The sequence below is a fragment of the Rhodococcus sp. NPDC060084 genome (assembly GCF_042730335.1).
Taxonomy (GTDB): domain Bacteria; phylum Actinomycetota; class Actinomycetes; order Mycobacteriales; family Mycobacteriaceae; genus Rhodococcus.
The window spans coordinates 29,813-46,242 of sequence record NZ_JBHWWX010000028.1 but is presented as its reverse complement, the minus strand read 5'-3'; the positions used below and the strand labels follow the sequence as shown (position 1 = coordinate 46,242).

General features: G+C 66.3%; 16 protein-coding genes and 1 tRNA gene. 9 read left to right on the top strand and 8 right to left on the bottom strand.

Annotated elements, in window-relative coordinates:
- Positions 1–170 precede the first annotated feature (170 nt).
- Entirely contained in the window at positions 171–584 is a 414-nt protein-coding gene (locus ACFWBU_RS14990) for a flavodoxin domain-containing protein (protein ID WP_378528621.1), read from the top strand.
- Positions 585–608: 24 nt separating this feature from the next.
- On the opposite strand, the gene ACFWBU_RS14985 is transcribed toward ACFWBU_RS14990, so the two are convergent.
- The 3 genes from ACFWBU_RS14985 to ACFWBU_RS14975 all read right to left on the bottom strand — a co-directional run bounded on the left by ACFWBU_RS14985 (position 609) and on the right by ACFWBU_RS14975 (position 1,909).
- Complete coding sequence (locus tag ACFWBU_RS14985) at positions 609–1,211, bottom strand: hypothetical protein (RefSeq protein ID WP_169620751.1); 603 nt, start codon at positions 1,209–1,211, stop codon at positions 609–611.
- 112 nt (positions 1,212–1,323) lie between these two features.
- Positions 1,324–1,411, bottom strand: a tRNA-Ser gene (locus tag ACFWBU_RS14980).
- A gap of 27 nt (positions 1,412–1,438) precedes the next feature.
- Positions 1,439–1,909 carry a MarR family winged helix-turn-helix transcriptional regulator gene (locus ACFWBU_RS14975; RefSeq protein WP_296550030.1) on the bottom strand — a complete coding sequence of 157 codons (471 nt, stop codon included), beginning with the start codon at positions 1,907–1,909 and terminating at the stop codon, positions 1,439–1,441.
- Between the two features lie 107 nt (positions 1,910–2,016).
- On the opposite strand from ACFWBU_RS14975, the gene ACFWBU_RS14970 reads away from it, so the two are divergent.
- A complete protein-coding gene (locus tag ACFWBU_RS14970; RefSeq protein ID WP_378528620.1) occupies positions 2,017–3,003 on the top strand; it encodes an NAD(P)H-quinone oxidoreductase in 987 nt (328 codons plus the stop codon).
- 4 nt (positions 3,004–3,007) lie between these two features.
- Here the strand turns inward: ACFWBU_RS14970 and ACFWBU_RS14965 are convergent, their stop codons facing one another.
- Positions 3,008–4,207, bottom strand: coding sequence for a cysteine desulfurase-like protein (locus ACFWBU_RS14965; protein ID WP_169620753.1), 1,200 nt, complete (start codon positions 4,205–4,207; stop codon positions 3,008–3,010).
- 176 nt (positions 4,208–4,383) lie between these two features.
- Between ACFWBU_RS14965 and ACFWBU_RS14960 the strand changes: the two genes are divergently transcribed.
- The 4 genes from ACFWBU_RS14960 to ACFWBU_RS14945 all read left to right on the top strand — a co-directional run bounded on the left by ACFWBU_RS14960 (position 4,384) and on the right by ACFWBU_RS14945 (position 8,634).
- Positions 4,384–4,971 (top strand): bacterial proteasome activator family protein, encoded by a 588-nt coding sequence (locus ACFWBU_RS14960; RefSeq protein ID WP_169620754.1) that lies wholly within the window; start codon positions 4,384–4,386, stop codon positions 4,969–4,971.
- Between the two features lie 44 nt (positions 4,972–5,015).
- Entirely contained in the window at positions 5,016–5,876 is an 861-nt protein-coding gene (locus ACFWBU_RS14955; RefSeq protein ID WP_169621053.1) for an ABC transporter ATP-binding protein, read from the top strand.
- Positions 5,869–6,765 carry a glycosyltransferase family 2 protein gene (locus tag ACFWBU_RS14950; RefSeq protein ID WP_169620755.1) on the top strand — a complete coding sequence of 299 codons (897 nt, stop codon included), beginning with the start codon at positions 5,869–5,871 and terminating at the stop codon, positions 6,763–6,765. Before ACFWBU_RS14955 ends, ACFWBU_RS14950 begins: the two co-directional genes overlap by 8 nt.
- 87 nt (positions 6,766–6,852) lie before the next feature.
- Positions 6,853–8,634, top strand: coding sequence for an AMP-dependent synthetase/ligase (locus ACFWBU_RS14945; RefSeq protein WP_378528619.1), 1,782 nt, complete (start codon positions 6,853–6,855; stop codon positions 8,632–8,634).
- An 82-nt stretch (positions 8,635–8,716) separates the two neighbouring features.
- Here the strand turns inward: ACFWBU_RS14945 and ACFWBU_RS14940 are convergent, their stop codons facing one another.
- A complete protein-coding gene (locus ACFWBU_RS14940) occupies positions 8,717–9,295 on the bottom strand; it encodes a hypothetical protein (protein ID WP_378528618.1) in 579 nt (192 codons plus the stop codon).
- Between the two features lie 151 nt (positions 9,296–9,446).
- Between ACFWBU_RS14940 and ACFWBU_RS14935 the strand changes: the two genes are divergently transcribed.
- Positions 9,447–10,292, top strand: a complete 846-nt coding sequence (locus ACFWBU_RS14935) for an ABC transporter permease (RefSeq protein ID WP_169620758.1) — start codon at positions 9,447–9,449, stop codon at positions 10,290–10,292.
- Here ACFWBU_RS14935 and ACFWBU_RS14930 read toward each other — a convergent pair.
- From ACFWBU_RS14930 to rfbB, 3 genes are all read right to left on the bottom strand, one after another.
- Positions 10,280–11,806, bottom strand: coding sequence for a glycosyltransferase family 39 protein (locus ACFWBU_RS14930; RefSeq protein WP_378528617.1), 1,527 nt, complete (start codon positions 11,804–11,806; stop codon positions 10,280–10,282). The genes ACFWBU_RS14935 and ACFWBU_RS14930 overlap by 13 nt on opposite strands.
- A 3-nt stretch (positions 11,807–11,809) precedes the next feature.
- On the bottom strand, positions 11,810–13,714 hold the full coding sequence (locus ACFWBU_RS14925; protein ID WP_296550616.1) for a glycosyltransferase: 1,905 nt from the start codon (positions 13,712–13,714) through the stop codon (positions 11,810–11,812).
- 142 nt (positions 13,715–13,856) lie between these two features.
- Entirely contained in the window at positions 13,857–14,864 is a 1,008-nt protein-coding gene (gene rfbB / locus ACFWBU_RS14920; protein WP_169620761.1) for a dTDP-glucose 4,6-dehydratase, read from the bottom strand.
- A gap of 59 nt (positions 14,865–14,923) precedes the next feature.
- On the opposite strand from rfbB, the gene rfbA reads away from it, so the two are divergent.
- The gene (gene rfbA, locus ACFWBU_RS14915; protein WP_169620762.1) at positions 14,924–15,799 is read left to right on the top strand and encodes a glucose-1-phosphate thymidylyltransferase RfbA; all 876 of its coding nucleotides are present in this window, start codon (positions 14,924–14,926) and stop codon (positions 15,797–15,799) included.
- Between the two features lie 3 nt (positions 15,800–15,802).
- A complete protein-coding gene (gene rfbC / locus ACFWBU_RS14910) occupies positions 15,803–16,384 on the top strand; it encodes a dTDP-4-dehydrorhamnose 3,5-epimerase (protein ID WP_378528616.1) in 582 nt (193 codons plus the stop codon).
- The last annotated feature ends 46 nt before the right edge of the window (positions 16,385–16,430 follow it).

The window sequence follows — 16,430 nt, the reverse complement described above, 5'->3', positions numbered from 1 at the left end:
GACATGGATCCTGATCCCAACTCGGCCGCGCATGCGCGGTCAAGCTCACTGGTAGCGGCCCTAGTCCCCTTCACCGAGATCGTGACCGGTCCCGGGCAGCGCGCAGCGCCGGCGGCGCCGGCTGGTGCATCCATGTTTCCCCGGATCGCGTGCGGGGAAACCCCTGGAACATGACCGTACTCGTCGTAGCCGGGAGCAACCGAGGAGTGACTCACCAGGTCGCGCAAGTGATCGCCGAGTCGCTCGGTACACGCGATATCGAGGTCACGTTGGGCGGGAGCAGCGATCTCGACCGCGTGGCGGAGTTCGAGGCGATCATCATCGGCAGCGAAGCCGAGAGCGGGAAATGGCCCGCTGCCACCGGAGATCTGTGCCGCCGTTACGCGGACGCCTTGATTCAGCAGCAGGTGTGGTTGTTCTCCGCGCCCGTGGAGGAGAACAGCGCCATCCGCGGCGAGGTGGAAGTGCCCGAACTCCTGGCGGCTCTCGCCGCGCGCGACCACAAGTATTTTCCGACTTCCGACACCGACGAAGTCATGACGTGGACGTCGCTCATCGCGGACGAACTCGAAGGAAACAGCTGACATGTCTCCGGGACGGCAAGTCCCTCAGACGATGAGCACGTAGCTCACTCCCGCTGTGATCGCGCCGAGAACGGCGCCGACCGTCACCTGTCCGATCGTGTGATGGTCGAGATGCACGCGGGACCAGCCACTGAGAACGGTGAGGACCAGACCCGCGAGCCACCAGGGCGACAGAGCGAGGGCCAGAACGACACTCACCCCGGCCGCGACTCCCGTATGAAAGCTGATCTTCCATCGGAAGATGCTGGTGACGACAGCCGCTGCCACCAAGGTGATCAAACCGGCGGCCGTGAACCCGACCATCTCCTGCGGAGCATCGGCGACGACCAGGGTCACCAACCCACCTGTCGTCGCCAGCAAGATCACGACGATCAGCGCGTGACGTTCGTCGAGCGTGGTGACATGGTGGTCACCGATACGCGATCGGCGCATGCCCAGGAGAATCGCACCCATCGGGATCACTCCCGCACACACGGCGACGAACACGCCCCAGCCGAGTGCACCGACCGCTGCGCCGAGAATCACAGACGTAACGATGTTGATCACCCACGGTGCACCCACCTCGGTCAGTACACGCGCAACCAGATCGACGGTGCTTCTGCGCGCACCTACATCCGTGTCGGTCATGAACCCTTTCCGTTCGTCTGCAACCCCGCACGCCCGTCCCGATGGGCACGTCCGGTGACGTCCTCCACCACAGCAAAAATCCCCTCACCTGCGCGAACAGGTAAGGGGACTGTGGCGGAAGCGGAGGGATTTGAACCCCCGTTGGTTTTACCCAAGCTCGCTTTCAAGGCGAGTGCATTCGGCCGCTCTGCCACGCTTCCGTCGCAAATCCTAACCGCATCCGCGCCCTAGTGGTCGGCGAGGGCTTCGTCGATCCGGCCGAAGATCTGCGCGAGTGCTTTGACCTGGCTCTTGGAGAGCCGGTCGATGAGGTTGTTGCGGACGGCGCGGACGTGGGTGGGGGCCGCTTCGGCGAGCCGCCGACGTCCTTCATCGGTGACCGATGCGAGAACCCCGCGACCGTCCTCGGGGCACGACCCGCGCACGACCAGGTTCTGTTCCTCCATGCGGCGGATCTGATGGGTGAGACGGCTGCGCGACGAAAGGACACCGTCGGCGAGTTCGCTCATACGCAGCGAGCCGTGCTCCGACTCGGACAGCAGGACCAGGATTCGGTACTCCGCCAGCGACAATCCGTGTCGCTCCTGCAGGTTTCGGTTGAGCACATCCATCAGGCGGGCGTTGCCGTCCACATAGTTGCGCCAGGCGGTCTGCTCTTCCGCGGTCAACCAGTTCGGCTCGTCCTGTTCGCTCGTCACCCGGAAAGTCTAAGGCGGACTCGGGCGCGAAGGTTCTCCCGGCGAAGCGACATGCGCGCCGAGATGGGATAACCACACCGCGGGCCGCACACGCTAGCGTCGGGGTCATGCACGCAATCGTCGTTACCGAACCCGGTGGTCCCGAAGTTCTCCGGTGGGCAAAGTGTCCCGATCCCACGGTCGGCCCCGGACAGGTCCTCCTCGATGTCGCAGCGACCGCCGTCAATCGCGCGGACCTTCTGCAGCGCCGCGGGCTCTACCCCCCGCCGCCCGGAGCCAGCGAAATCCTCGGACTCGAATGTTCCGGCGTCATCGCCGAACTCGGTGAAGGCGTCAGTGGCTGGAACATCGGTGATCGTGTGTGTGCGCTCCTGACCGGCGGTGGTTACGCCGAGCAGGTCGTGGTGCCCTCCGCCCAGTTGTTGCCCGTGCCGGAAGGAATGGACATCGCCGTGGCTGCGTCGCTCCCGGAGATCGCCTGCACGGTGTGGTCGAACGTGGTGATGACCGCGGGACTCGAACGCGGCGACGTGCTGCTAGTCCACGGTGGCGGCGGGGGTATCGGCACGCACGCGATCCAGGTGGGTAAGGCGCTCGGCGCCAAGGTCGCGGTCACCGCGTCGGCCGGCAAGCTCGAGCGGTGCCGGGAACTCGGCGCCGATCTGGCAATCGACTACCGCAGCCAGGATTTCGTGGCCGAAGTGCGCAACGCGTTCGGTGGCGCGGACGTGGTGCTCGACAACATGGGTGCGGCCTATCTGTCCCGCAACATCGACGTGCTCGCGCCGGACGGACGACTCGTCGTCATCGGCATGCAGGGTGGCACCAAGGGCGAGATGAACTTCGGCAAGCTCCTCGCCAAGCGCGGACACGTGATCGCGACGGGCCTGCGCGGCCGTCCGGACACCGGCAAATCGGGTAAGAGTGCGATCGTCGCGGCGGTGCGTGAACACCTGTGGCCGCTGATCGAGGAGGCGAAGGTGCAGCCGGTGGTGCACGCCGAGTTGCCCATCACGGAAGCCGCGCGGGCGCACGAGATGCTCGACAGTCCCGACACTGTCGGCAAGGTGGTGCTGCGGGTCGCCCGGACCTGACCGGTCAGAGGTTGCGTAGCTCGCGGACGAGCTGGTCGATGTCGAAGCTGGTGGTGTACGGGGCGAGACCGATGCTCACGGCACCGCCTTCGTCGCTCACTCCCAGGGAGTCGAGCAGCCGGCTCGTTCCGCGGGTGCTCGCCACCGTCTCGATTCGCCGGTCGGCCAGGTGTGCGGCGACCTTCTCCGCAGGTATGCCTTCCACGGTGAAGCTCAAGGTAGGCACCCGGCTGGGCGCCTTGCCCAGCACCATGACACCGGTGAGACTGTCGAGCTGCCGGAGCAGCCGGTCGAACAAGCCGTCCTGATAGTCCTGCATCGAGCTGATCGACGTCTCCAGGCGGTTCCGGCGGCTGCCGGATGCCGAGTCGTCCAGCGAGGCGAGGAAGTCGATGGACGCGGGCAGCCCGGCCAGCAGGCCGAACTGGTGTCCGCCGACCTCGAGTCGCTCGGGCCCGCGGGCATGCGGATCGAGCGACATCGCGGGCACGCGGTCGAGGTGAGAGGGATCGCGGAAGACGAGAGCACCGATTTGTGGTCCGCCCCATGCCGCGGCATCGATGCTGAGAATGTCCGCTCCCAGATCCTCCATGTCGATGTGGGCGTACGGGGCAGCCGCGGCCGCGTCGACGACCATGAGCCCGCCGACATCGTGGATAAGGTCCGCGACGACGCGCACATCGGGTGCCGAGCCGACGATCGACGACGCCGCCGTCAGTGCGACCAGCCGGGTCGTGGGCGTGATGAGTTCCTCGTACTGCCAGGTGGGCAGATCGCAGGTGTCGATCTCGATCTCGGCCCAGCGCACCTGGGCGCCGTACCGGCTCGCGACACGCAACCACGGTGCGATGTTGGCTTCGTCGTCGAGGCGGGAGAGCACCATTCCGGTGCCCAGGCCGAGCCGGGAGCTGAGCGCTTCCGCGAGCCACGCCAAGAGCACCGAATGGCTCGGGCCCAGCACCACACCTGCGGGATCGCCGCCCACGAGGTCGGCAACGGCCACGCGTGCGGCCTCGAGGATCGCGGCGCTGCGGCGGGACGACGAGTGCCGCCCGACAGCCGAGGACGACGCGTTCCGGAAGGCCGTCGACACCATGCGCGACACCGCGTCCGGGATCTGCATTCCCGCGCGCGGATCGAGGTGAACCCAGCCGTCGCCGAGCGAGGGGATGAGCCCCCGGATCCGGGCAACGTCGTAAGCCATGGCTGACACTCTAAAACCCTGTGTCAATTGTGGTCGTCGGCGCCGGGGTATAGCGGACTCGCGCGCCCGGAATCCTGCCCCGGCTCACCGGAGCGCTCCCTCGCGGCCGCGAACTTTTCCCGCCGGGAAAGGGCGTGCCCGCGACGGTTGTCGGCGTGAGGGGACAGAATGGAGCCATGACGAATCCGGACAGCGACCAGGTTCTTGTGATCGGCCCCGACGGCCAGCCCGTCCGCGTCCCTCGGCGGGAAGCCGACCGGGCGGCGACCGGCGCAGAGAAGGACCGCGGGAACGACGCGGAAGGAAACGGCGAGAGCCTCGCCGACATGGTCGAACAGCCGGCCAAGGTCATGCGGATCGGCACGATGATCAAGCAGCTTCTGGAAGAGGTCAGGGCGGCACCTCTCGACGACGCCAGCCGTACCCGGCTCAAGGAGATCCACCGGTCCTCGATCAGCGAGCTCGAACAGGGGCTCGCGCCGGAACTGCGTGACGAACTCGAACGCCTCGCGTTGCCCTTCACCGATGACTCCGTGCCCTCCGATGCCGAGCTCCGCATCGCCCAGGCCCAGCTGGTGGGCTGGCTGGAAGGGTTGTTCCACGGCATCCAGACGGCGTTGTTCGCCCAGCAGATGGCTGCCCGCGCACAACTCGAGCAGATGCGGCAGGGCGCGCTTCCACCCGGGCTGGGCGGAACGGTCTCCCGCGGCGGCGAGCAGCCGGGTCACGGCCCCGGGCACCCCGGCACCGGGCAGTACCTGTAGGTGCGCGGGGTACCCTCGGTACCCGTGTCAGCCTCTGGAGCCACATCGTGACCCGTGTCAGCATCGAAACGCGCGACGCGTGCGTCGACTTCCCGATCTTCGACGCCAAGACGCGGTCGCTGAAGAAGGCGTTCCTCGGTAAAGCGGGCGGTTCGATCGGCCGGAACAATTCGGACGTCGTGGTGGTCGAGGCCTTGCGCGACATCACGATGTCGCTGAAGGAAGGCGACCGCGTCGGACTCGTCGGCCACAACGGCGCCGGCAAGTCCACGCTGTTGCGCCTCCTGTCCGGCATCTACGAGCCGACCCGCGGATTCGCGCAGGTCAACGGCCGGGTGGCGCCCGTGTTCGACCTCGGTGTCGGTATGGACCCGGAGATCTCCGGCTACGAGAACATCATCATCCGCGGCATGTTCCTGGGCATGAGCCGCAAGAAGATGCTCCAGAAGGTCGACGAGATCGCCGACTTCACCGAGCTCGGCGACTACCTCAACATGCCCCTGCGCACGTACTCGACGGGTATGCGCGTGCGCGTCGCACTCGGCGTGGTCACCAGCATCGATCCGGAGATCCTGCTGCTCGACGAAGGCATCGGCGCAGTCGACGCGGAATTCATGAAGAAGGCCCGGGTCCGGTTGCAGGACCTCGTCGCGCGGTCGGGCATCCTCGTCTTCGCGAGCCACTCGAACGAGTTCCTGGCGCAACTGTGCGACCAGGCGATGTGGATCGATCACGGGCAGATCCGTGAGCGCGGCGACATCGAGCACGTCGTGCGGGCGTACGAAGGCGACGAGGCCGGCGACCACGTTCGCACGGTTCTGCACGATCTCGCACTCGAACGTGAACGCAGCGCCCTGCGCAACGGCGCCGACGCGACGGCCACGTCAGGCACCAAGAGTGTCTGACGAACGCATCATCGGGGTCGTCGTCACCCATCGGCGGCGGGAACTGCTCGCCGAGTCGCTGAAGGTGCTGTCCACCCAGACCCGACCGCTCGACCATCTCGTCGTGGTCGACAACGCCGATGAGGACGCCGTGCGCGAACTCGTCGAAGGCGCCGACGTGCCCACGACCTATCTGGGCTCCCAACACAACCTCGGCGGTGCGGGCGGTTTTGCGCTGGGGATTCTGTACGCACTGTCGCTCGGGGCCGACCGGGTCTGGCTCGCGGACGACGACGGTCGCCCCGAAGGACCCGAGGTGCTCGCGACACTCCTCGAGTGCGCGCAACGCAACGGCCTGGCCGAAGTGTCGCCGGTGGTGTGCGACATCGCCGAACCCGACCGCCTGGCGTTCCCGTTGCGTCGCGGGGTCGTATGGCGGCGCTGGCGTCACGAACTCGGCGACGAAGATCTGCTTCCCGGTATCGCGTCGCTGTTCAACGGCGCGCTGTTCACCGCCGCCGCGATCGACGCCGTGGGCGTTCCCGATCTCCGGCTGTTCGTACGCGGCGACGAGGTGGAGGTGCACCGGCGTCTCGTGCGCTCGGGCCTGCCGTTCGGCACCTGCCTGCAGACCGCGTACCTGCATCCCGACGGAGCCGACGAATTCAAGCCGATCCTCGGTGGCCGGATGCACACCCAGTATCCCGACAACGAGACCAAGCGGTACTTCACCTACCGCAACAGGGGTTACCTGCTGTCACAGCCCGGGCTCCGGAAGCTGTTGCCGCAGGAGTGGATTCGTTTCGGGTGGTACTTCCTGGTGACGCGCCGCGACCCGGCGGGCCTGCGCGAGTGGGTACGGCTGCGCAAGCTCGGGCGCGAAGAGAAGTTCGAGCGCCCCCACCAGTAATCCTCCCCCGCAAGGTATCCCGCAATTCCGCTCACAGACGGTGGCAGCAAGACCTACACTTGCCGCCACCGTCTCTGGGAGCCTGCGATGACATCTCGTCTCGACTCACCGTCAACACTCTGCGAAGCTTTTCAATCCACCGCCGCCGCGTATCCCGACCACGTCGCGCTGCGAACTCCGGACGATTCCGTTCACTACGCGTGGCGGGAGTACTCGGAGAAGGTCCGCGCCCTGGCCGCCGGTCTCGCCGGTCTCGGCGTCCGGCACGGCGACACCGTCGGCATCATGCTGACGAACCGCCCGGAATTCCATCTCGTCGACACCGCTGCCTTCCATCTCGGCGCGGTACCGTTCTCGATCTACAACTCGCTGACCGCCGAGCAGATCACCTACGTGCTCGGCAACGCCGGCAACCGGGTGATGATCTGCGAGGAGCAGTTCGTTCCCGTGCTGCAACAGGCGATCGGCGAGACGAAGGTCGAGCACCTGGTGTGTATAGACGCGAAGCCCGACGGCACCCTCTCTCTCGAGGACGTCGAGGCCGCCGCCGACGAGTCGTTCGACTTCGAGGCCGCATGGAAGGCCGTTCAGCCCTCCGACCTGCTCACGCTCATCTACACCTCGGGCACCACCGGGCCGCCGAAGGGCGTGGAACTCACCCACGCCAACCTTCTCGCCGAACTCGCTGCCACCACGACTTTCCTGCCCACCGGACCCGACGACCGCATCGTGTCGTACCTGCCCGACGCGCACATCGCGAACCGCTGGGGCTCGCACTACTCGAGCATCTACAGCGGCATGCAGATCACCACGCTCGACGACCTCAAGAAGGCCATCGCGGTGTTGCCGAGCGTGCGACCGACGCTGTTCGGTGCGGTCCCGCAGGTCTGGTACAAGGTGAAGGCAGCGATCGACAAGACCCTCGCCGAAGAATCCAGCCCGGTGAAGAAGAGACTCGCGTTCTGGGCGATCGAGGTGGGGCGGAAGGTCGCTCGATTGCAGTCCGAGGGCAAGCCCGTGCCGAAGGCCCTCGAGTTGCAGCACGCGCTCGCCGACAAACTGGTCTTGTCGGCCGTACGCAAGAAACTCGGTCTCGACCAGGTACGCGCTGCTGTGACGGGCGCCGCCGCGATCTCACCCGAAGTACTCGAGTTCGTGCTGGCGCTCGGCATCCCGTGTTCCGAAGTGTGGGGTATGTCGGAGACATCCTGCGTGGTGACCATGAACCGGCCCGGAAAGATCCGGATCGGCACCGTCGGCCAGGCCGTGCCCGGCGTCGAGATCAAGACCGCCGACGACGGGGAGCTCCTTGTCCGCGGCCCGCTCATCATGCGTGGATACCGCAACGACCCGGTCAAGACCGCGGAAGCCGTCGATCCCGACGGCTGGCTGCACACCGGCGACATCGCTCGGATCGACGAAGACGGTTACGTGACGCTCATCGACCGCAAGAAGGAACTCATCGTCAACGCGGCGGGCAAGAACATGTCCCCCACCAATATCGAAGGCGCGCTGCGGGCCGCGTGCCCGATGCTCGGCGGCGCCGTCGTCATCGGCAACGATCGCCCGTACATCGTCGCGCTGCTCGCCCTCGATCCCGACGCACTCCCCCTCTTTGCGGAGCAGCACGGGCTCAGCGGGTCGCACGAAGAACTCGCGCAGCACCCCGCCGTCCTCGCCGAGATCGAGCAGTCGGTGAAGGAGGCGAACACCAAACTGTCGCGTGTCGAGCAGATCAAGAAGTACACCGTGCTGTCGACGGTGTGGGAGCCGTCGGGCGACGAACTGACGCCCACGATGAAGCTCAAGCGCAAGCCGATCGACGCCAAGTATGCGGAGGAGATCGACGCGTTGTACGTGACCGCGTGACGTGATCGGCGCGGTGGACGGGGATCGACGCGTGTAGTTTCGCGCGCTGATCCCCGTTCAGCGCGTGGGTTCCAACTGAAGGTCAGACTGCCTCGTCGGCCGGGGCACTCGCGATGCGGTCGAGGGCGGCCCGGGCGAGCCACGTGTTGTGGTGGTCGTCAGATTCCATCCCCTCGAGTTGGTCCGCCAGCCGGCGAATCGGGCGGCCACTTCCGGAGAGTTCTTCGAATGCACCGAGAGACGAGTCGTCGAACAGGTTCACCACCACGACGACGGCGTCCGATGCGTCGGACTCGTCGGGAAGGAAGCGCACCGCGGGAAGAGCCTTTTTCACCGCGCCGAGCGACGTACCTGCTTCATCCTCGAGTGCCGAACGTGAGACGGCGACGGACGCGAGGCAGGTCACCGATCCGTCGGCGCCCGCTGTGGGTTTGTCGAGCCGGAGGACTTCGGTCGATCCGACAGCCAGCGAGAACAGCGGCGCGGCGTCGCCGGAACCGGGAAGGCAACTCACCGTCCATCGCTCGACCTCGCCGGCTGCCGCATCCTCGAACGCGGTGTCCAGGTAATAGGCGAGCAGGTCGAGGGACATCTCGTACAGGTCCTCGTCGCGCCGAAGCTCCTCGAAGTTCTCTTTCGATGCTGCCGGGTTCGTTGCCATCATTCTCCTGCTCGTACGAAACGATCCGTGTCGAGCCTACGAGTTCCCCACGTCGTGAGGCGCGGCATGCTCGCGCCGGCAGGAGACCCGAACGACGAATCCGGCCCACACGTGGTCGGGGCGGATTTCCGCGCGGGTAGGCTCGGGCCTTGTGTCTGCACCCACCCATGTCGACGAACCGCTGGGAAAGTCTTCTCGGACGTTCCGGCGCGCGTTCCAGGATCTGCGCGACGGCTTCAACCATCGCGAGTTGTGGCTGCTGCTCGGCTGGCAGGACATCAAGCAGCGCTACCGCCGGTCCGTCCTCGGGCCGTTCTGGATCACCATCGCGACCGGCGTCTCGACGATCGCCATGGGTCTGCTGTACGGCACGCTGTTCAACCTCGACATCGCGGAGTTCCTGCCGTACGTCGCGCTCGGCTTCATCATCTGGAACCTGATCCAGGGGTCGATCATCGAGGGTGCGGACGTCTTCATGTCCAACGAGGGGCTGATCAAGCAGCTACCGACCCCGCTGAGCGTGCACGTCTATCGCCTTGTGTGGCGTCAGATGATCTTGTTCGCGCACAACATCGTGATCTACATCGGGATTTTCATCGTCTTCCCGCAGCACCTGAGCTGGACCGCGCTTGCGGCCATCCCGGCCCTCGCACTGATTGCGATCAACGCGGTATGGATCTCGCTCGTCTTCGGCATCCTCTCCACCCGCTACCGCGACATCGCACCACTGCTCGGCAGCCTCGTGCAGTTGCTGTTCTTCATGACGCCGATCATCTGGACGGAGAAATCCCTCGCGGGCACCGGCAACGAAGACCGGGCGCGGATCGCGGAGATCAACCCGCTGTACCACTTCCTCGACATCGTGCGGACGCCTCTCCTCGGCGGCGACCAGCAGCTCTACCACTGGGTGATCGTGCTGATCATCACGGTGCTCGGGTGGGGACTCGCCCTGGTCACCATGCGCAACTACCGGTCGCGCGTCGCCTACTGGGTCTGAGCCGGCTCGAGTTCGATCAGCTGTAACCGGTTGACGAATTCCTGGTCGGTGATCGTGAACCCGGCTTCGGACAGCGCCCGGTAGGTCTCGGTGTCGGTGAACCGGTAGCGGTCGAACCGCCACCACACGTCGTTCGGATGCCACACCGTGAACGCCGTGCCGCGGTCCCGGTCCGCGATCACCCACAACCTCGTGCACTGGGCGGCCGCCCGCTCGGCCAGCACCGGGGGCGCTACGTCGCTCGACCACAAGCTCACCCGATCGGCAGCGGTCTCATCCAGCCCCACGTCCACGAGATCCTCGAACGCGTCGGGGCGAGCGTCGGCGACCGCCCGCGGTGACGTCGGCTGCCACGACACCTTCGGCTCGAACGCCACGCAGTCGCCCGGCCGGGACGCCTCCTCCAGCCGATCCGCGACCACGCTGTAGTCCATGCCGCCCGCCTTGCCGAACGGCTGTCGTTGCGTCAGGTAGGCGGGTGCCACCGCGAGCGCCACCGCGACGAGCACTGCGAGCAGCGACCACCATCGCGTCGCGACGCGGCTGACCGCCCACCCCAGGTACAGCGTGACCGCGGGCACCGTGAAGGCGAGATACCGGTCCAGGTACATGTTGCTCGCCAGTACCGAATACGCCAGCAACAGCGCCATGGGCACGAGAAAGCCCGGCAGCGCGAGCCACAGCAATGTCCGCTCGCCCGGTTCGACGCCCCGCACTGCTGCAACGACCGTCCCCACCAGCGCGACGGTCCAGCACACCAGCACCGCCCACGGCGCCCCCGGGAACCACTGCTCGACGAGGATCGTGCTGATGACCGTCTCGTCGAGCTCCGGGATCCACGACACCTGCCGTACCTGCGAATAAGCCAGCACGAGGAAGGGCAGCGACAGCGCGACTCCCGCGGTGGCGGCGAGCACGAAACCGGCCCGGTCGCGTCGACGAGATTCGAGGCCGCGGGTGAGCGCCCACATCGTCACCGCGTGTGCGACCAGGAGAGTAGCGGTATAGACGAAGAACATCGTCGCGAGTGCCGCCACGATCGCGTACAGCACCCACCAGCGTGCCCGGTGGGTCCGCAGCGCCAGCACGAGGACCAGCGACAACACTGCCGCGCAGCCGACGGCGAACGCGTAGGAGCGGGCTTCGGTGGCCGCCCACGTCACCCGCGGAAGGATCGCGAACAGCACCCCGGCCGCCACCGCGGCACGCCGTCCCGCCAGCATCTGCGCGGTCGCGGTGACGGCTGCGGCCCCGACACCGAGGGCAAGCACGCCGGGCAGCCGCGCGGTGAATTCACCGGTGCCCACGAGCGCGAACCAACCGTGCATCAGGATGTAGTACAGGCCGTGGACGGCGTCCCAATCGGCGAGCAGCTCGAGCAGATCGCCGAAGGGCCGATCAGCGGCCGAGATCGTTGCTGCCTCGTCCCACCAGAACGACGGAACCCAGGAAAAAGCGGCGCCGACGAGCACGGTCACTCCCCCGAACAGCAGAGGGAGCGGCCAAGCCCTCATCGGTCAGTCGTCGATGCCGTACAGCCGCGCCCAGTTCTCGCGGCTCGTGAGCTTCGGCATCGCTTCCTGCCACACCGTCTTCATCCGGGGAGCTTCCTTGCGGAGCTGCCAGCACACCTTCGCGGCCCGCTTGGTGAGATCCAGCGCCGTGTCCTTGTCGCGGCGACGCACCCGCACCGCGTTCTGCGACGCGTCGGTGACCACGGCGCCGTCGAACAGCGAGACGTGCCACCAGTCCGCGTAATCCGCGGGAACGGTGACGGGACGACGGTCCACCTTGCCCGCGAGCTGCTGCACCGCGCGCTTGAGGAGCACGAGCCCCTCACGCTTCTTGTCGGGCTCGAAGTCCCACACCGACATCTGCGTATGAGGATCGGATTCCTTACCCACCTGCGACGCGGGCAGCGGCTTGGTCTCCGGGTAGCGGTCGCGCAGTTCGCGCAGTTCCTTCAGGACCGACTGACCACCGTCGTACAGGAAATCGGGGCCGGCGAGGAAGTCCTCCGCCGCCTTGATGAACGTGGCGGCCAGACCGTACTGCATCGAAACGATGAGTTCGCCGATCTTGCGGAAGAGGTACTTGGAGATGTCGGGTCCGTCGAAACGCCCGTAGATCGCCGAGACGACGAGACCGTTGCGGATGCTGAAGTAGCGCGCCCAGTCGTCGTAGTCCTTGAGGTAGAAGTCGGCGTGCCACACGCCCGCATTCGGCAGCGTGACCGTGGGGTGCCCGGCGAAACGCGCGCGGATGCCGTACTCGATGTCGTCCCACTGGAAGAACAGCGGAATCGGCAGCCCGCAGTCGGCGATGATCTCGGCGGGCAGCAGACACGTCCACCAGCCGTTCCAGCCGGCGTCGAACCGCGGATCCTGCTTCTTCTTGATCAGGTCGACGCCCATCTTGGCGCCCGGGGTCAGCTCACCGGCTTTGATCTCGTCGAGCACCTCGCGCTCGGCGCTGACGTGAAGGACCTGGGGATTGCTCAGGGACAACATCTGGGCACCGACGATCGTCGGCTGCACCGTCATGTTCGCGAACGCGTTCAGGCGCAGCACCGACTCCGGCTCGCACAGAATGTCGTCGTCCATGACGATGACGTTGGCGTGCGCCGAGTTGGGTGACCCGGTGATCTCGTACATGCCCCGGGAGAAACCGCCGGCGCCGCCGAGATTGGGCTGGGTCAGGTAGATGAGCTTGTCGCCGAGTTTCTCGGCGACCTCACCGAACGCGGGACGCGACCGCACCTGGTCGGTGCCCTGGTCGACGATGCACACCGCGTCGATGTCGGCCATCGCCCCGTCGTCGGAGGCGAGAGTACCCACGGTCACGGTGCAGTCGTCCGCGCGATTGAACGTGCAGATCACGACCGCGGCCGGACGCAGGTGCTCGGGCGCCGCAACCGTCCAGCGGGCGTCGGAGACGAGCAGTGAGCCGTTGCTGGCCTCGGCGGCAAACCAGATCGCGCCGCCGTCGACGAACCGCTCGATCGGCACCTCGAGATCGAGTTCGCCCGATCCGGACACCGTCTCGACCGAGACGATCCGTTCACGGCCCTTGGCGTCGGAGGCGTGGACGACGAATCGTGCGCTACCCGAGCAGCCGTACGTCAGTTGCAGGTTCACCGTCTTCACGTCGGTCCAGCGCTGCCAGAAACTGGCGGGGAACCTGCCGAAGTACGTGTTGGTGTGGGCGCTCGCGCCGTCGGCCAGCTGGAGACCGTAACGGTCGGCCGCGGCGTCACCCTTTGTGACGACGTACATCTTTCCGGGCACCCGAGGCGACAGCGACGCAAAGACGCCGCGCTGCGCAATCAACCGATCCCGTCGTACGGGTTCGGTGAGGGCGCTGTCCAGTGCGTCCGCGTTGCTGTCGATCGCTGTCGTGTCGCCGGCAGTTGCCTGCTCCATCGAGCTACTCCCCGCTGTGGTCGATCCTGTTACGGATGCGACAGTAGCAGCGCAAATAGCTGTCTCTACGGCATGCGGGCGGAGGTAGCGCGTTTCGTCGTGATCACACTGTTTGCCGGAATATGCAAGAACCGCAGGTCGCTCAACCACCGAGGATTCGTTCGCTGCGTTCGTACGCGGCTTCGGTGGCGGTTTTCTGTGGCATCCACCACGTCTCGTGGCTGCGGTACCACTCGATCGTCGCCGCCAGGCCCGAGCGGAAATCGCGGTACTGCGGCTCCCACCCCAACTCCGTGCGCAACCGCGTCGCATCGATCGCATAGCGCAGGTCGTGCCCCGGCCGGTCGGTGACGAAATCGAACGCCTCTGGGTCCATGCCGCACAGTTCGAGCACGGTCTCGACGACCGTGCGGTTGTCGGTTTCGCCGTCCGCCCCGATCAGATACGTCTCCCCGATCCGGCCCTTGTCGATGACCGTCCACACCGCACTGTTGTGGTCGTCGACGTGAATCCAGTCGCGCACGTTGGCACCGCTGCCGTACAGCTTCGGCCGCACCCCGGTCAGGACATTGGTGATCTGCCGCGGAATGAACTTCTCCACATGCTGATACGGCCCGTAGTTGTTCGAGCAGTTCGAGATCGTCGCCCGCAAGCCGAACGAGCGCACCCACGCGCGCACCAGCAGGTCGGAGCCGGCCTTGGTCGACGAATACGGGCTCGACGGGTTGTAGGGGGTTGCCTCGGTGAACTTCGCCGGGTCGTCGAGCGCGAGATCGCCGTAGACCTCGTCGGTGGAGATGTGGTGATAACGCACGTCGTATCGGCGCACGGCTTCGAGCAGCGTGAACGTGCCGACGAGGTTGGTGTGCACGAACGGGGTCGGGTCGGCCAGCGAGTTGTCGTTGTGCGACTCGGCGGCGAAGTGCACCACCAGGTCGGCGTTCGCGACGAGACGGTCGACGAGTTCGGGATCGGCGATGTCGCCGTGCACGAAGGTGATCTTCCCGGCCACGGGGTCGAGTGACGCCCGGTTGCCGGCGTAGGTGAGTTTGTCCAGGACCGTCACGTCGACGTCCGGGCGGTCGGCGACAGTCCGGTGCACGAAGTTCGCGCCGATGAATCCGGCGCCGCCGGTGACGAGCAGCCTCATGACGCCAAACCCTACCGACATCTGCCTGGCATCTCCGCGGACGTGGAACACTTGCCCGCATGCGCGGAATCATCCTGGCCGGTGGGACCGGTTCGCGACTGCATCCCATCACCTTGGGCATCAGCAAGCAGCTCACGCCCGTCTACGACAAGCCGATGATCTACTACCCCCTCTCGACGCTGATGCTGGCGGGCATCCGGGAGATCCTCGTCATCACCACTCCACACGACCTCGACCAGTTCCGGCGACTGCTCGGCGACGGGTCGCGGTTCGGGATCGAGCTGACCTACGCCGTGCAGGAACACCCGGACGGTCTGGCACAGGCCTTCGTGCTCGGTGCCGATCACATCGGTACCGAATCGGTGGCATTGGTCCTGGGGGACAACATTTTCTACGGCCCGGGCCTGGGCAGCCAGCTCATCCGGTTCGCCGACATCGACGGAGGCGCGGTGTTCGCCTACCGGGTGTCCGATCCCTCCGCCTACGGGGTGATCGAGTTCGATTCCGCGGGTCGCGCGCTGTCGCTCGAGGAGAAACCCGTCGACCCGAAGTCGCCGTACGCGGTGCCGGGACTGTACTTCTACGACAACGACGTCGTCGAGATCGCGCGCGGGCTGAGACCGTCCGCGCGCGGGGAATACGAGATCACCGACGTCAACCGCACGTATCTCGAGGCCGGGAAGTTGCAGGTCGAGGTGCTGCCGCGCGGTACGGCGTGGCTCGACACCGGCACGTTCGATTCGCTGCTCGATGCGTCGAACTACGTTCGCACGATCGAACAACGGCAGGGTCTGAAGATCGGCGCTCCCGAAGAAGTGGCGTGGCGGCGCGGATTCGTCACCGACGACGAATTACGTGCCCTGGCCGAGCCCTTGGCGAAATCCGGGTACGGGAGATATCTGATCGACCTGCTGGAACGAGGAAGGGATTTCTAGGGGATGCAGTATCGCGAACTGAAGATCGCCGGGGCGTGGGAGATCACGCCGGCCACATTCGGTGACGAACGGGGACTGTTCCTCGAATGGTTCAAGCAATCCACCTTCCGTGAGGCGACCGGGCGGTCGCTGGAGTTGGCGCAGGCGAACTGCTCGGTCTCGGCGGCCGGGGTGCTGCGGGGTATCCACTACGCGGATGTGCCACCGGGACAAGCGAAGTACGTCACGTGCGTCTCGGGTTCGGTGCTCGATGTCGTGGTGGACCTGCGTGTCGGGTCGCCGACATTCGGGCTGTGGGATTCGGTACTGCTCGACACGACCGACCGTCGGGCGATCTTCCTGTCCGAGGGATTGGGACATGGTTTTCTTGCCCTGGAAGACAACTCGACCGTGGTGTACCTGTGCTCGACGCCCTACACCCCGGAGCGGGAGCACGAGGTGCATCCACTCGACCCGGAGATCGGTATCGACTGGCCGGCCGTGGGCAGGGACGGCGCCCCGCTCGAGTACGAATTGTCGGCCAAGGACCGCGCCGCCCCCACCCTTGCCGACGCGCAGTCTGCCGGCCTGCTCCCCGAGTTCTGAAAACCTGGGTGGGACAGTGCCCGCTGGCCGGGCACTGTCCCACCAA

Excerpts from the sequence above, each read along its gene's own strand:
- ACFWBU_RS14990 (WP_378528621.1), top strand. The coding sequence starts at position 171 with ATGACCGTACTCGTCGTAGCCGGGAGCAACCGAGGAGTGACTCACCAG.
- ACFWBU_RS14985 (WP_169620751.1), bottom strand. The coding sequence starts at position 1,211 with ATGACCGACACGGATGTAGGTGCGCGCAGAAGCACCGTCGATCTGGTT.
- ACFWBU_RS14970 (WP_378528620.1), top strand. The coding sequence starts at position 2,017 with ATGCACGCAATCGTCGTTACCGAACCCGGTGGTCCCGAAGTTCTCCGG.
- ACFWBU_RS14965 (WP_169620753.1), bottom strand. The coding sequence starts at position 4,207 with ATGGCTTACGACGTTGCCCGGATCCGGGGGCTCATCCCCTCGCTCGGC.
- ACFWBU_RS14960 (WP_169620754.1), top strand. The coding sequence starts at position 4,384 with ATGACGAATCCGGACAGCGACCAGGTTCTTGTGATCGGCCCCGACGGC.
- ACFWBU_RS14945 (WP_378528619.1), top strand. The coding sequence starts at position 6,853 with ATGACATCTCGTCTCGACTCACCGTCAACACTCTGCGAAGCTTTTCAA.
- ACFWBU_RS14940 (WP_378528618.1), bottom strand. The coding sequence starts at position 9,295 with ATGGCAACGAACCCGGCAGCATCGAAAGAGAACTTCGAGGAGCTTCGG.
- ACFWBU_RS14930 (WP_378528617.1), bottom strand. The coding sequence starts at position 11,806 with ATGAGGGCTTGGCCGCTCCCTCTGCTGTTCGGGGGAGTGACCGTGCTC.
- ACFWBU_RS14925 (WP_296550616.1), bottom strand. The coding sequence starts at position 13,714 with ATGGAGCAGGCAACTGCCGGCGACACGACAGCGATCGACAGCAACGCG.
- rfbB (WP_169620761.1), bottom strand. The coding sequence starts at position 14,864 with ATGAGGCTGCTCGTCACCGGCGGCGCCGGATTCATCGGCGCGAACTTC.
- rfbA (WP_169620762.1), top strand. The coding sequence starts at position 14,924 with ATGCGCGGAATCATCCTGGCCGGTGGGACCGGTTCGCGACTGCATCCC.
- rfbC (WP_378528616.1), top strand. The coding sequence starts at position 15,803 with ATGCAGTATCGCGAACTGAAGATCGCCGGGGCGTGGGAGATCACGCCG.